The following is a 15,009-nucleotide window of genomic DNA, read 5'->3' as shown; positions in this document are numbered from 1 at the left end:
GAATGTCATTAATATTTACTGCCCATCTTATATAATTATTAACTCGCTGAAGCAGCTTACTACGGCTTAAAGTTTTGTATTTTTTGCCATGTAGAATTTACATGTGATTGCGCTAAGTTACTTTCTAAATCGACAATATTTAACGGTAAATTTAAGACATTAATATCGATATTTTTTGCCGACAAAGGCTGCTTTAACTTAGTACCAACCCAAGCGTTTCTGCCTGCGTGTTTTGCGGTATAAAGCGCTTTGTCTGCAATATCAATACAATCTGACCAAGTAACTTCCTCCGGGTTATGGCAACAAAAAGGAAAGGGTACAAAGCCCACTGAACAGGTTAATGAAAATTCAATATGTTGATTAATAACAAAAGGATTTTGCTTAATTTGCTGACAAATACGTTCTGCCAACTTTGCGGCCAAATCACGCGATGTTTCTCTTACCACAAATAAAAATTCCTCTCCGCCCCAGCGGATAAGGTAGTCACTTTCGCGAGCTATTTTTTTCAAGCGATGCGTAAATTCAATTAAAACAATATCTCCTGCTTGATGGCCATACTGGTCGTTAACTTTTTTAAAGTGGTCAATGTCTATTAAAAAGAAGATCAAATCCGCACCATCAATTGATAACTTTTCGGTGGCTAAATCGTGATATTTCCGGAGAGTTAATGCTATTTCTCCCGGCATATTACGTTCTAAAAACCGACGATTATTAATGCCCGTTAGTGGGTCTGTCACACTGACTTTTTCAAGTGCTGCTGATTTCTTCTCTAACGCTTTAGTGGTTTGTTCCAGGCTTAATGTGCGTCGCTTAACTTGCTCCTCAAGAAATAATTTTCGTCGATTAAGTCTTGAAGTACGTAAACGAATAATAAATATAATAAGTGTCAAAGTGAGAAATATAAACAGTGATTTAGCTATAAATGTCTGAAACCAAAAGGGTAAAACTTCAAAATGTAAAAACTTTGATTTAGTACTCCAAAGCCCTAAGTGATTAGAGTTTTGGATTTCTAGCTGATAACTCCCAGGCGGTAAAGTGGTATACGCCGCTACACCATGTGCTGAGTCTGTGATATTCCATTCATTGCTTAAGCCCAATAAACGATAACGGTACTTGATTGATTTACTATTGATAAAATCAAGAGTCGTAAATTCAATATATATTTTGTTTTTATCGGCAGGTACTAACAATGGCTGCTTGCTACTTTGCAGTAACAAGGGATCTGTGTATATCTGTTCACCTATGATGCTATTTATGATCACTAAAGGTGAAAAGCTATTATCTTGCTGCCAAAGACTGGGCTCAATGATAGTTATGCCGCCACTGCCACCAAACATAATTTCAGATGACGAGGTTTGAATCGCCGCTTGGCGATAGTATGGTGCAAGCAGTTTCCCATCATGTGCTGATAGCGGTGTTACCGTAAAACTTTCAAGGTCAATTACATCTATACCTGCAATGCTACTAACCCATACTCTGCCATATTTATCTGGCTGCATTGCACGCACAACATTGCTTGAAAGTCCTTGTTTTTTATCAATACGTGTAAAGTGCACAGGGTAATTTTTTTCTTCCGCTACATAAATACCAGCGCCTTCAGTACCCACCCATAATCGGCCATTTTTATCATAAAAAAACGAAGATATATAATGATCAAATGTAGGTGTTGCTTGATTAGCTTGAGGAAGCTGATGAGTAATGTTACCGTTTTCATCAAGCCAATTTAAACCACGCCATGTACCCACTAAAACTTCTTTTGCAGGTGTTTTACCAATAATGGTAATACGTTGATCGGTCAACTTGTTATCGGCTGTACTGATCTCTTTTGCTTGCGTTAGACCCTTTTTATCTAGGGAAAAACGCCATAAACCATCAGTTCCGCCAGCCCATAAATAAGCATTATCAATAAATAGTGTCCCTGTGTAGACCTTACTATTTCGTTTGCCGGTATCTAATCGTTGTAATGTAGACTGCCAATATTGATAAATACCCCAGTTGCTACCAATAAAATTATAGCCTGATGGTTGCACTGTTAGTGTTTCAACCGCCCCAGCAGGTAAAAAGCTATCGGGCTTTTCAGGCTTAACCGCAATATGATCTATAAGCCCAGATTTAGGGTTGACAATATCAACACCTTTTTCACGAAGGCCAAGCCATACATTGCCTTCGCTATCTTCAGCAAGTGAATTTATATTGACATCAGAAATTCCGTTATCACGTCCAATATCACCATATATTGTTTTAATAGCACTTTGCTTAGGGTTATATAAACTTAAGCCTTTGTTGGTTGCAAGCCATATTAAGCCATTGCTTGCGCGGTATATTTGCCATATTTCATCATTCGCTAAACTGGTATCAAGCAAACGATTATGGCGTATTCTTTTACTGTTATTATTAGCAATATCTAATTCAATAACACCTTTACCGTAACTGCCAAGCCAAATTACCCCTGGGGATACTTCAGCAAGCGAATACAACCACTCTTTGGTGGCGTAGGAACTTGTTACCGTAAATTCAGTATCAATGTTTAAAAGTCCGTTTTGGGGTGTTGCCACCAAAATGCTATCGTCACTGGTTTGTAATAGTGCAGAAATACGCAGACTTTCTGGTAAAAATGTCGATAAATCAAACGGTGAAAATGTATCTTCAGTCGATTTTTTATAATATAGCCCGTGACTCGTACCGACCCACACGGTGTTGTTTTTAGCATTAATAATGCTAAAAACTCTTAAGTTGGGTATCGCTAAAAATATCGGTTCTAGAAATACCTCACTGACCAATGTTTTCGTATTAAATTTAAAAATACTATGCTCGCTCGCTATCCAAAGTAGCAAAGTATTGGTGTTTTTTTCTATAGAAATTGTTCCTACAGCAGGTATCTGATTAGGAAATATACGAAATAATTTGAATGCTCTAGAGTAAGGATTAAAACGAATTAGCCCTAAACTTGTCGACAACCACATCATACCTTCTGCGTCAGCGACCATACCTCTGATGCTAAATTCATTGTCGTTAACTATGGTTGGTACACTCTCAAAATTTGTTCCGTCAAAGCGGACTAAACCTTGAATTGTCACCAACCAAATAAAACCCATTTTGTCTTCACAAATAGTGACAATAGCGCCGTGAGGTTGCCCTTCATCCACCGTATAGTTTTTAAATATTTGATCGTGCCATTGCCATCTCTCAGCATTATCAGCCTTTGTTAAAAAGGAAAACGAAAGCAGCGTGAGAAATGTAAAACAAATGAAAAGTTTATACATAAATTAACTTTGGGTAATTATACCAATTGAGGTATTGATTGAGATATTTTATTATTTAAAGCTATGTTAACGAGTAATTGTATCGAGTACTAGAAAAAATCATGCGCTGCATTGTATCTAAAAAAATAAAATTCACATTAACATCACAAGTAACTCAACGACTATCGCACTAAAATCAAGACGACTACTCAAGTGGATCTTCCATAGAACCTAGAATTAATCAAGAAATAATTAAACATTTGAAAGTATCTTAAAAAAGGGAAAATTTGACAGTTGCTGAATGGAGGAGCTATCTTTATCAAAGATTTAATCAATTTATAAAAAATTATTAACTGTATTCATTGAGTAAATAAGGAACGCTTTCTCATGATTTATCGCAGGTATATAGAATTAAATACTAGGCTGCGGGGATTAAAATTAGCCCTACTTTTAGTCTTATTCTCGACATTTAGCCACAGCACGTTTGCTAATAAATTGTACGTGTGCTCTGCATATCATTCTGGCCCCTTCATCATAGACGAAAAAAACCGAGTGGGTTTGGTATATACCTTTACTGATTTCTTAAATAAACAAGCACAAGGGAAATATAGCTTTGAGGTTTTAATATTACCTCGAGCTCGCTTATTACTTGAGTTGCGCTTAAGCAATCATTGTATTGTGCCTTTTGTATCACACAAATGGTTTGATCCTAATAAGCAGTTTTTTTACTGGAGTCAACCCGTCTTTAAGGGTGCTAATGTCATCTTATCTTCTAAAGAATATAAATTAGAAAGTATTGCAAAAGAACGAGTGTCAGGTATGAAAACTAGCCAAGTTATTGGTTTTTTTGACGATCAAGTAGAAGCATTAATAAGTGAAAAAACAGTAGTAGCATTCAATACTTTATCACTAGAAAAAAGTGTCGGTATGGTCGCACGCAAGCGAATAGATTTTATCGTATCCGGTAAAATTCCGCTGCACTATTTAGTCCATAAGCAGAAAATTCAAGACCAAGTTCATTTAAGTAAATATAAAACTATTACCTTCGATCGCTCGGTTTCTGTACCAATAACAAACCCGAAATTAAGTGCGTTTATAGAAGAGCAAGTAGGCCTATTCAAAGCATCAGTTGAGTGGCAACAAGCAATAACTGAATTTGGTATTGATGAGAATGAATAAGCAACTATGAATTCTCAAGGATGATTATTTTTTAATCCGAATTTACTATCGATGCAGAAAACACTTAATTATTGAAACGTCTATTCCTAACCACAGATTACTGTTTGGTCTTTTTTGACATAAGCTGACGCCTAGCAATAACCAAGGGTGTAATCCCTTAGAATAAACCTGACGCCAGTTTACTTGTATTTTTACCTCTTGGTTGAAAATCTAGCCTTTAAGATATTAATTTATGTCGCCAAAGCAGTAATAAACCTCCACCTAGCAATAATAATGTACCAGGTTCTGGGATTTGTGTATTAGGCGACTCGAACGTGGCTGAGGCGATAAATAATTGCTCAAAACCATTATTAATGTTTTTGCCAAACCCACTTACTGCTCCAGTACAAATTTCATCTCCAACGTTACCGTTAGGGTTCCCAAAACCGGGGTCACAACCCAAGCGAAGGTCAATACTCATAGTGAAGTCATTTAAGTTCAAAGCGCTATCAAATAACCCTTTTAATAAAGAATTTAGTTCTGGTGCAACTATTGCGTATGCAGCGTTATCGGCTCCTAAATTATGATTGATAGGACCCTCATCAGCAAGAGGACTATTACAAGATACTGGTGTTGGCGGAGTTGTACCTGTATCAATACATATCGGTCCTCCTGATAGGACATAGTCGGTTCCAGCATTGTTGCCTATAATTGGACCAGAGCCATCTGATGTGTAATCAGCCGGATCACCGAAAAAGGTTCCACCACCTCCCTCACTCACTAGGCCATATGCTCCATTGTTATTAGTAAAATCAAACACCCCTATCTCATCACCATTATTGTCGGTTAACTTCACTTGTGCCCAACCGGCTAGGCTTTGTAAATTCGCCCCGTTTAAGTTGTTATTGTTGAAAAAAAACACCATGTCTTCCCCGGCCAGAAAAGCCTCAAGTGCGATAAGAGAAGTGTCCCATGTAGCAGCATTGTCACCAAAAAAAGAACTCACCTGAGAAGGGTCTGATGTTCCGCCCGTGGAAAAAAAATTAGAACCACTAACGCCTGAAGGGGTTGAATACGCGTTGTCCATACCAGAAAAATTAGTATTAATTGGATTACCGTTAGAGCCAGTAGCCACTACAACTAAGTTAGAAATTTGACCAGGTGAAGAAGGAACATTTATTCCGGCAATAGGTAGTGAATAAGAGTTGAAATCACCATAAGTGACATAACCCTGACCAGTCAGATCAATTAGCGCTGCCTGGCTGTTAAGGCTTAGGGCTAAACCTAACACCGTTAATATTTTTGTATATTTCATTATAGATCCTCAGACAAAGGGAATTATCTAAGCAACTTATACCTCTTAATTAAATTGCTACTATTCTTAACAGCAGAATATTCATCAGTTATGTGTATAAAGCATAATTGATACCAGCTCTGATAAGCGCTTGAAAATGATTATATTTACAAAAAGCCTGTTTTCTAAAGAGTGTTGTATTGTAAAAATACCTGACAGTTATTAGACCTGTTAATCTTTAAAAAAAGTGAAACTCTTATTCATTTATTTTCTTATTTATAGATAAATTATGATCAATAAATTAAAGCTCTTGATTTATAATACCTGATAAAATTTCCCGTAATCATTGTAGATTATGCTTCAAATTCCCGTCATAAATAACGAATAGTTCATTATGACGCACTACACACCAAAATTTGCGTAATCCTGAATAAAATTAATTATTTTAGAGTAAAGGCTTTACTTTTAGAGTTCTTGCTCTATAATGAACTTGTTCTCGTTAGAACACCTGTTGTATTAATTTTGAATTTAGCTTCCCCAAGCTTCTATACCGATGGCCCCTTTAGCCATCGGTTTTTTTATGTCTGAAATTCGTCGTAACCCCCTCTTACCGAAAATTAATTTTGATTCCATTACTTAATCAATTAATGCTTTTTCGGTTCCTCTGCGCAATGCCAAGCGACAAATTTCCACGCTTTGTTATCTCTAACTAAGACATCACTACAACGACCATGAGTAACTTTTTGGTCTCCTTTTTTAGACGTAGTGCCATTAGAATAGTAATAATGAGTAACCGCTGTGTCGCCATGAACAACAATTGCGGTCGGGCTGTATTCTGCAACGTTGTTAATTGTTCCATCTTCAAAGCTGAATTTTTCCCAACGTTTTATCGCACTGCGACTACGAGGCATTGGCGTACTGCTGCCCCATACCATGGCATCTTGGGTTACCCATTTATCGGTCCAATTGATATCTCGTTTGTCGATATCTTCATATGAAGCCAAGACAATATTCCATACTTCAGTTTGTTGTTTATTCCAATTTTCGGCATTTGCGTTAAAACAAGCAATAGTGGCTAGTAATACTATAGTTAATTTGAAGTTCATTTTATGTTCCTTGTTGAAAGTTCGACAAGGCCTACGAAACAACTCACTTCTAAGTAAACTCGAGTTTGCGATAATCGCCTATTAAATATAGCAGGTTTGTGCTTTTAGGCCGGTTTACCTCACCTAAACCTTGTTATATCGAATTATTGCTCAATATAGATTCAATACATTAGTGAATTAATCCTTAACTTTCCGGTCTATTGTTAAGCAGTATTGATCAGGATAATATTTCATTTATTTATTGCATTAATAAGTCATTAATCGCCATCAAGCTACTCAGGAGTGCTTATGTCACAATATACAAAATCAAACGATGCTGTTGCTGCGTTAACCGCTGAACAATATCGTGTAACCCAAGAAAGCGGCACCGAACGCCCTTGGACTGGCGAACTATTAGAAAATACTGCACCTGGTATTTATGTCGATGTTGTTTCAGGCGAGCCTTTGTTTGCCTCTGCTGACAAGTTTGATGCTGGCTGTGGTTGGCCGAGTTTTAGTAAGCCCATTGAAAGCACAAATGTAAATGAGCTTACTGATGATACTCATGGCATGGTGCGTACAGAAGTTCGTTCAACTCATGGCGATAGTCACTTAGGCCATGTATTTAACGATGGTCCTGTGGCACAAGGCGGCTTACGTTATTGTATTAATTCGGCTTCGCTAAAATTTATTCATCGTGACAATATGATCGCTGAAGGGTATGAAGCCTATTTACCACAAGTAGAGGGATAAAATATGACCATTGAACGAGCTGTTCTAGCCGGTGGTTGCTTTTGGGGCATGCAAGATTTAATACGTAAGTTACCAGGCATTACTAAAACGTCTGCTGGTTATACTGGTGGCGATGTTAAAAATGCGACTTACCGAAACCACGGTAATCATGCCGAAGGCCTTGAAGTGTATTTTGATAATACTGTGATCGGGTATCGAAAAATTTTAGAACTATTCTTTCAAATACATGATCCTACAACAGAAAATAGACAAGGTAACGATCTTGGTAGCGAATATCGCTCAGCAATTTATTACACTAGCCCAGCGCAAAAATCTATCGCTGACAAAACCATAGCAGATGTTAATGCTTCTGGTTTGTGGCCAGGAAAAGTGGTTACTGAAGTAGAGCCTGTTGGCGATTTTTGGCAAGCTGAGGTTGAGCATCAAGATTATTTACAGCGTGTGCCCAATGGCTACACTTGCCATTTTCCACGCGCCGACTGGGTGCTACCTGAAAAATAACCTGCCAGTGACAACAAGCAAAGTTGGGTTAGGTGGCGGATGTCATTGGTGTACCGAAGGCGTATTTGCATCATTAAATGGGATTGTAAAAATCAATCAAGGGTGGATAAGCTCTACTGGTACAAATACGCAATTTTCTGAAGCCATTGAAGTATATTTTGAGCCAAATGTTATTTCATTAGTCGATTTGATCAGCATTCATTTACATACACATGCTTGTACTGCTGTTCACTCAATGCGTAACAAATATCGCTCTGCTATTTATACATATAGTGTTGAACAAGCAGAAAAAAGCAATGATATTTTGCGTGAATTACAATCTGACTTTGACGAAAAGGTAATTACTAAAGTATTACCCTTTCAAGACTTTAAAGCCAATAAAGTCGCGTTAACCGATTACCTATACTCCGCACCGAGTCGACCTTTTTGCCAACGATATATTCACCCAAAATTACAACTGTTAATGCAGCGTTTTAACAAACATGTGAATTATGAAAAGTTAGTCACTGCAGGTATCGACGTCACGAGCAATTAGTTTATGAGTATAACAAGGTAGTTACACGCTTTGGCTGGTATGCTGAATATAAAAACGCCCCGATAATTCGAGGCGTTTTTGAATGCATTCATGTTGCAATTATATTGCAATTACTCTTCGATTAAAGGCGCTTCGTCTGATTCATTTAACGCTTGAATGTTCTCATCTTGGAACCAGTCGCAAATCACTTTATCAGCCTGCTCTGAGCCTGTGCGTTTTAACGACGAAAACGCCTGTACCTTAATATCAGCGTTTAGTGCTGCTAATTCTTTTTTAACGAAGTGTACTTGCGCACTCACTTTACCTTGAGACAGCTTATCGCTTTTTGTTAATAGCGCTAAAACGGGTAATTCGCCGTCTGCAGCCCATTGAATAAGATCCATATCAAGATCTTTTAGTGGGTGGCGTATATCCATTAATATGACTAAGCCTTTCAAGCACTCGCGCTTTTCTAGGTATTCGCCAAGTGCTTTTTGCCATTTTTTCTTCATTTCCATTGGCACTTTAGCAAAACCATAGCCAGGTAAATCGACTAAACGCTTGTTTTCGGCAATTTCAAAAATGTTAATAAGCTGAGTTCGTCCCGGTGTTTTACTGGTACGCGCAAGGCTTCTTTGATTAGTTAATGTGTTTAACGCACTTGATTTACCGGCGTTAGAGCGACCTGCAAAAGCAACTTCAATACCACTATCTGCGGGTAAACGACGGATATCGGGTGCGCTAAGGGTAAAAGTCGCTTTGCTAAGATGAATGGCTGTAGATGACAAGATTTAGATCCAACAATATAAATAAAAACCGCATTATATCGTTTTTTCACATTAAAGATGCAATTGTATTCAATTTTTGGTAAAAAAATTAGCTAAAAATCCCTCTAAAGTGCTTTAATGGTGTATGATGTTGCCGATTTTTAAGCTTATTGAATGCATTCAATAATAAACACAAAAGCATGTTGAGAGTTTTGTTATGAAACATATTTTAACTTCGTTATTTTTAACACTATTAAGTATTAATATTGCTGTAGCTGCGTCGGGCGATGTTGACGCTGGTAAAACTAAGGCAGCGACTTGTGCGGCATGTCATGGCTCAAATGGCATTGGCGCTAGCGATACATTCCCTAACTTAGCCGGTCAACATGCTGATTATATTGTCAAACAGTTAAAAGCATTTAAATCTGGAGATCGTAAAAACCCATTAATGGGTCCAATGGCAGCACCGTTATCTGAACAAGATATGGCTGACCTTGCCGCATATTTTGCTGATTTACCACATGACGGTGGCAGCCAAGATGCAGGTTCAGCAGACGCTGGTGCTTCAGGTAGTGCAGCACCAGTGGCCTACGTACCAAACCCAGCAGCGGGCAAAAGTTTATACGAATTAGGTGATGCTTCACGTAACATTGCCTCATGTATCGGTTGTCATGGTCGCGAAGGTAACAGTGAAGTTTTAATTTATCCTAATTTAGCTAATCAACACGCTGAATACATTGCTAAACAGTTAATGAATTTCAAACATAAAGATCGTGTTAACTACGCCATGAACCAATTTGCTGGCAACATGACTGAAGATGACATTGCTGATATGGCGGCTTACTTTGCCGACCCTGCCGCGGTTGCAAACGTGGTATCGCGTAGAGTGATGCCTGCAGCTCCTGTAACGGCTGAAGTAATTGCTGGTAAAGCAAAATCGGCTACATGTGCAGCTTGTCACGGCGCCGATGGCAACAGCCCTGTAGCTATTTATCCGAAACTTGCGGGTCAAAGTGCTGATTACATCATAAAACAGTTGCAAGAATTTAAAGCAGGTACTCGCCAGAATCCAGTTATGGGACCTATGGCTGCAGCATTAAGTGAACAAGACATGTTAGAAATTGCGAGCTTTTATGCCACACAAAAAGTTGCTGTTGCAGAATTAGCCGGCTCTGATATTGGCAAAAAGCTTTATTTTGGTGGTAACGTTAAGCGTAAAATCACGGCTTGTGTTGCTTGTCATGGTGTGAGCGGTAAAGGCATGAACAAAGCAGGATTTCCAACCATTGCTGGCCAAAACGAAGCCTACATAAAAGCACAGTTAATGAGCTTTAAAAAAGGTGAGCGTAATAACGATTACAACACCATGATGCAAAGTGTTGCTTCAAAGCTTTCTGTTAGCGACATGGACGAGTTAGCCAAATATATGGCATCAATGAAATAAATTTATTGAAAATTTATAACGTTATAAATTAATGTGAAGGGCAGCGAATATCGCTGCCCTTCTTGTATTTGCATTACGAACTCATGCCGAACAACTAAACAATTGTTTGATTTTCTTAACGTCATTATTTCACAATCACTAAAATCGTGTAGAATGCAAAGCAATCTAGTTAACAAATTTTAGAAGTAAACCATTTATCGTGTTTACGACAAGCAGAGACTAAACCAATGAAAAAATTTATCATTACTGTTTTATTAGGATTAAGTGCTATCGCTACAGCCAATGCAGCTGAAGGTAATGCCGAAGCAGGTAAAGGCAAATCAGCTATGTGTGCTGCTTGTCATGGCGCTGACGGTAATAGCCTTGTGCCTATGTACCCTAAATTGGCTGGGCAAAGTGCTAGTTACTTAGTTAAACAGCTTACCGAATTCAAATTAGGCATGACATCGGGTGGTAAATCAGGCCGTGTTGACCCTGTTATGGGTGGCATGTCTATGGCACTTAGCGAACAAGACATGGCTGACGTTGCCGCATTTTATGCCAGCCAAAAAATAACCGCTGGTACGGGCAACGCTGACGCTTTAGGCAAAAAACTTTATTTAGGCGGTAACGCTGAAATGGAAGTTACCGCATGTGTTGCTTGTCATGGTATTAACGGTAAGGGCATGCCTAGTGCAGGTTTCCCTGCCCTTGCTAGCCAAAATGCTGAATACTTAAAAATTCAATTAGAAAAATTTCGTAACGGTTCACGTAATAATGACCTTAATGGCATGATGCAAGGTGTTGCGGCTAATTTAACTGACGATGAAATTGCCGCGCTGTCGCAATACATGTCATCTTTAAAATAATAACGCTCGCTATTTAATTAGCGCGTAAAGTTTATTATGTAAAAAAGCAGCGTTAATCGCTGCTTTTTATATTCATGCTTGCTATTACCAACTACTGCCAATTATCGCCTATGTACCTCAAAATTATTGTTTCAATACTACTGCTGCTTAGCCTAATAACAGGCAACCAAGCTACGGCTGATTTATTTCCTAAACGTGTAATCGATGATCACCATCAAAATATCCTTCGTGGCACCATAACGCCTGAAAGAGCATGGTGGGATTTAAGCCATTATGAGTTAGATATTAGTGTAGACCCTTTAAACAAAAGTATTTCTGGCACCAACACCATGAAGTACACCGTGCTGTCAGAGAAGAAGCGTCTACAAATTGAATTACAGGCACCAATGCAGCTCACAAAAGTGGAGCAAAACGGTACTTTATTAGCGGTAGAACAATTAGGTTACTCGTATTTTATTAGCATTAACCAAGCACAAGAAGTTGGCAAAGAGTACCAACTAACGATGCACTTTTCAGGCATGCCTCATGAAGCTGTTCGCGCACCTTGGGACGGCGGTATCACCTGGAGCAAAGATGATAACGGTAATGACTTCATTGCTTCGTCATGCCAAGGTTTAGGCGCCAGTATCTGGTGGCCAAATAAAGATCACGCCTACGACGAACCAGATCAAGGAGCAATGATCAGTGTTGAAGTACCTGAGCATTTAATGAATGTATCGAACGGTCGCTTAGTTAACGTTCAGCATAATAAATTTCGCAAAACCAAAACCTTTCACTGGCAAGTTGTCAACCCAATTAATAATTATGGTATCAACATTAACATCGGTGATTACGTGCATTTTGGTGAGCAATATCAAGGAGAGTTAGGTCAGCTCGACATGGATTATTATGTTTTACGCGACCATATCGACAAAGCCAAAAAACAGTTCAAAGATGCTAAGCGGACTATTCAAGCATTCGAATATTGGTTTGGCCCTTATCCATTCTACCAAGACAGCTTTAAGCTTGTTGAAGCGCCTTATTTGGGCATGGAACATCAAAGCTCTGTAACCTATGGCAATGGTTATCAAAATGGCTATTTAGGCCGTGATCGCAGCCAAACAGGCGCGGGGATGCTATTTGACTTTATTATTGTGCACGAGTCGGGTCATGAATGGTTTGCGAATAACATTACCCACAATGACATTGCCGATATGTGGATACACGAAAGCTTTACCAGTTACTCAGAAAGTTTATTCTTGGAGTATCACTATGATAAAGAAAAAGCCTTTGAATATATTCGAGGCAAGCGCTTAAACATTCAGAATAAAAGCCCGATTATAGGCCAATATGGCTTACATCAAGAAGGCTCAGGTGACATGTATGACAAAGGTGGCAGCATGTTGCACACTATTCGCCAAATCATCAATAATGATGAAACTTGGCGTAGTATTTTACGCGGATTAAACCAAACGTTTTATCATGGTGTGGTAGAAACAGCGCAAGTTGAAAGTTATATCAGTGATCAATCGGGCAAAGATTTAAGCAAGGTGTTTGACCAATACCTACGTGACATTCGCATTCCAACCCTAGAGTATTTTATTAAAAATAACCAAATGCAATATCGTTGGAGTAATGTTATCGAGGGCTTTAATATGCCGGTACGGGTATTTATTGACGGCAAAGCCATGTGGTTATCGCCTTCGACTAAATGGGAAAAAATGAGCATTGATGAACAACGAACTAAAGATAACCATGAAACAGTGAAACTGAAATTTAAGGTCGATGCTAATTTCTATATCAGTACCTTGAATTTGTTGGGTGATTAAGCTAGCCTGCAATTGTATTGTTTAGTGTTGTTTAATGTAAAAGGGAAGCACATTGGCTTCCCTTTTAAGTAATACAAAAAAACCAAACGCTTAAAAAGCGTATTTAAAACCAACGGTAATTACATCAGTTCCGTCGTAATTTTCAAAAGAGGCTTCAACGCTAGTTTTATCGTTCAGTTTTTTACCAACACCAGCACCAAAACCAAAATTCCATTCATCGTCGCTAAAAGACGCACCACGAAAACTTGCTTTAACATCTAAGTTTGCATATGACGGCATAACATAGGCATAAAAGCCATTATCGTAGTTGTATTGTCCACGAACAGAAAGTGCGGTGAAGCTTTCAACTTCTAATTTAGCTCCACTGATATTGTCATCAGATATACCGGTACCAAGACGCAATTCAGGCACTAAAGAAAACTTACTGCCTTCTTTAGCAAATTCATAAGCAACAGCACCATAGATAACACCTAATGAAAGGTCATCGTCAGAGATGTTGGCATAACCCGCGCCAGCTGACCAGTTTGCAGCGGCAGTTAAAGGTAATGCCAGTAGAGAAAGTGCAATTAAAGATTTTTTAAACACAATAATATCCTTTTATTAAATAGAGCGTAATACCAAGTTAATTAGTCAACTTGGTACAATGAGATCAGGAAAGTGCGCATGCTATCAATGCAATTTTTGTTAGGCAATTACTTTGTTATAACAAATGGTTAAAATACGTAACAAGTTATGTCTTTAGCGTATAAAAACGACTAATTAAACATGACTAACGCAGGCATATTAAGTTATTTCGCGCTATGATTTACACACTTTATAAAATGCGCCTATTTATTTGGAATACCTAACATGATCGAAATTATTCAACCAACACAATTTAAAACCGTGCCATGGAAAAACGGCAAAGGCGAGACGGTCGAAATGGCAATAAATCCTGGTGGAACCTTAGATAATTTCAACTGGCGTTTAAGTATGGCAAGTGTGGTTGAAGACGGTATATTTTCTAATTTCACTGATTACACCCGTAACCTAATTTTAATTGAAGGCGATGGCATTAATCTACAACACAATGACAGTAAAATTGATCGATTAACCAAACTGCTTGATTTTGCGACTTTTGATGGCGGAAACAAAACCGTTGGCAACTTGTACAGTAATGAAATAACCGACTTTAATATTATTGCCCGCACTTCAGCCTTTAATACCAAGCTAGACTGCCAGACAAGCACGAAAAATCATCCACTTGAAAATAGCGACTTATGTTTTATCTATAGTTTATTCAAAGATGCCGAACTTACCGACCACAACACACAAAAAACGCTCACCTTACCTGCCCAGCATTTAGTAAAAATAACCGATTTAGCAAAAAACCATTCATCCATAACAGGTGAACATCTGATTATTGTTTATCTAAACCATTGCACATAGCGACATTTCCCTTAGGCTACATTTAGCTTGGGCTGCATTCCATTAAGCTAAATGTTATTTAATCATTTTTGTTGTAAAGGCCTACTGAAAAATTCTCTCCCCTTGAAGATGCAGCCTAATTCTAGGGGATAAGGCAGTAGACGCACTCGATAACCCATGTTTTAAAG

General features: G+C 38.3%; 13 protein-coding genes. 8 read left to right on the top strand and 5 right to left on the bottom strand.

The genetic code is table 11. The features are described 5' to 3' along the window. Positions 1–59 precede the first annotated feature (59 nt). Positions 60–3,263, bottom strand: a complete 3,204-nt coding sequence (locus A3Q33_RS08820) for a ligand-binding sensor domain-containing diguanylate cyclase (protein ID WP_081179628.1) — start codon at positions 3,261–3,263, stop codon at positions 60–62. Between the two features lie 480 nt (positions 3,264–3,743). Between A3Q33_RS08820 and A3Q33_RS08815 the strand changes: the two genes are divergently transcribed. Next, positions 3,744–4,421, top strand: coding sequence for a hypothetical protein (locus A3Q33_RS08815; RefSeq protein ID WP_155866737.1), 678 nt, complete (start codon positions 3,744–3,746; stop codon positions 4,419–4,421). 217 nt (positions 4,422–4,638) lie between these two features. Here A3Q33_RS08815 and A3Q33_RS08810 read toward each other — a convergent pair whose 3' ends face one another. Then, on the bottom strand, positions 4,639–5,715 hold the full coding sequence (locus A3Q33_RS08810) for a PEP-CTERM sorting domain-containing protein (protein ID WP_081179626.1): 1,077 nt from the start codon (positions 5,713–5,715) through the stop codon (positions 4,639–4,641). Between the two features lie 623 nt (positions 5,716–6,338). After that, entirely contained in the window at positions 6,339–6,800 is a 462-nt protein-coding gene (locus A3Q33_RS08805) for a DUF4440 domain-containing protein (RefSeq protein WP_081179625.1), read from the bottom strand. Positions 6,801–7,088: 288 nt separating this feature from the next. Between A3Q33_RS08805 and msrB the strand changes: the two genes are divergently transcribed. The 3 genes from msrB to A3Q33_RS08790 are packed head-to-tail and all read left to right on the top strand — an operon-like array spanning position 7,089 to position 8,568. Continuing rightward, positions 7,089–7,532 (top strand): peptide-methionine (R)-S-oxide reductase MsrB, encoded by a 444-nt coding sequence (gene msrB, locus A3Q33_RS08800; RefSeq protein ID WP_081179624.1) that lies wholly within the window; start codon positions 7,089–7,091, stop codon positions 7,530–7,532. Between the two features lie 3 nt (positions 7,533–7,535). Continuing rightward, on the top strand, positions 7,536–8,033 hold the full coding sequence (gene msrA, locus A3Q33_RS08795) for a peptide-methionine (S)-S-oxide reductase MsrA (RefSeq protein WP_081179623.1): 498 nt from the start codon (positions 7,536–7,538) through the stop codon (positions 8,031–8,033). 7 nt (positions 8,034–8,040) lie between these two features. Next, positions 8,041–8,568 (top strand): peptide-methionine (S)-S-oxide reductase, encoded by a 528-nt coding sequence (locus A3Q33_RS08790; protein ID WP_231295814.1) that lies wholly within the window; start codon positions 8,041–8,043, stop codon positions 8,566–8,568. 110 nt (positions 8,569–8,678) lie between these two features. Here A3Q33_RS08790 and yihA read toward each other — a convergent pair whose 3' ends face one another. Continuing rightward, positions 8,679–9,335, bottom strand: a complete 657-nt coding sequence (gene yihA / locus A3Q33_RS08785) for a ribosome biogenesis GTP-binding protein YihA/YsxC (RefSeq protein WP_081179621.1) — start codon at positions 9,333–9,335, stop codon at positions 8,679–8,681. Positions 9,336–9,531: 196 nt separating this feature from the next. On the opposite strand from yihA, the gene A3Q33_RS20730 reads away from it, so the two are divergent. The 3 genes from A3Q33_RS20730 to A3Q33_RS08765 all read left to right on the top strand — a co-directional run bounded on the left by A3Q33_RS20730 (position 9,532) and on the right by A3Q33_RS08765 (position 13,414). Next, positions 9,532–10,758, top strand: coding sequence for a c-type cytochrome (locus tag A3Q33_RS20730; protein ID WP_196798073.1), 1,227 nt, complete (start codon positions 9,532–9,534; stop codon positions 10,756–10,758). Positions 10,759–10,985: 227 nt separating this feature from the next. After that, on the top strand, positions 10,986–11,606 hold the full coding sequence (locus A3Q33_RS08770) for a c-type cytochrome (RefSeq protein WP_081179620.1): 621 nt from the start codon (positions 10,986–10,988) through the stop codon (positions 11,604–11,606). A 74-nt stretch (positions 11,607–11,680) separates the two neighbouring features. After that, positions 11,681–13,414, top strand: a complete 1,734-nt coding sequence (locus tag A3Q33_RS08765; protein WP_196798072.1) for a M1 family metallopeptidase — start codon at positions 11,681–11,683, stop codon at positions 13,412–13,414. A gap of 90 nt (positions 13,415–13,504) precedes the next feature. Here A3Q33_RS08765 and A3Q33_RS08760 read toward each other — a convergent pair whose 3' ends face one another. Then, positions 13,505–13,999, bottom strand: a complete 495-nt coding sequence (locus tag A3Q33_RS08760; protein WP_196798071.1) for an outer membrane beta-barrel protein — start codon at positions 13,997–13,999, stop codon at positions 13,505–13,507. 264 nt (positions 14,000–14,263) lie between these two features. Here A3Q33_RS08760 and A3Q33_RS08755 point away from each other — a divergent pair, with 264 nt between their 5' ends. Further along, on the top strand, positions 14,264–14,842 hold the full coding sequence (locus tag A3Q33_RS08755) for a HutD/Ves family protein (RefSeq protein WP_081179618.1): 579 nt from the start codon (positions 14,264–14,266) through the stop codon (positions 14,840–14,842). Positions 14,843–15,009: the final 167 nt, after the last annotated feature.

This window comes from Colwellia sp. PAMC 21821, from assembly GCF_002077175.1.
Taxonomy (GTDB): domain Bacteria; phylum Pseudomonadota; class Gammaproteobacteria; order Enterobacterales; family Alteromonadaceae; genus Cognaticolwellia.
Note: the sequence above shows the minus strand (reverse complement) of the source record. Positions and strands in the feature narration are given on the sequence as shown.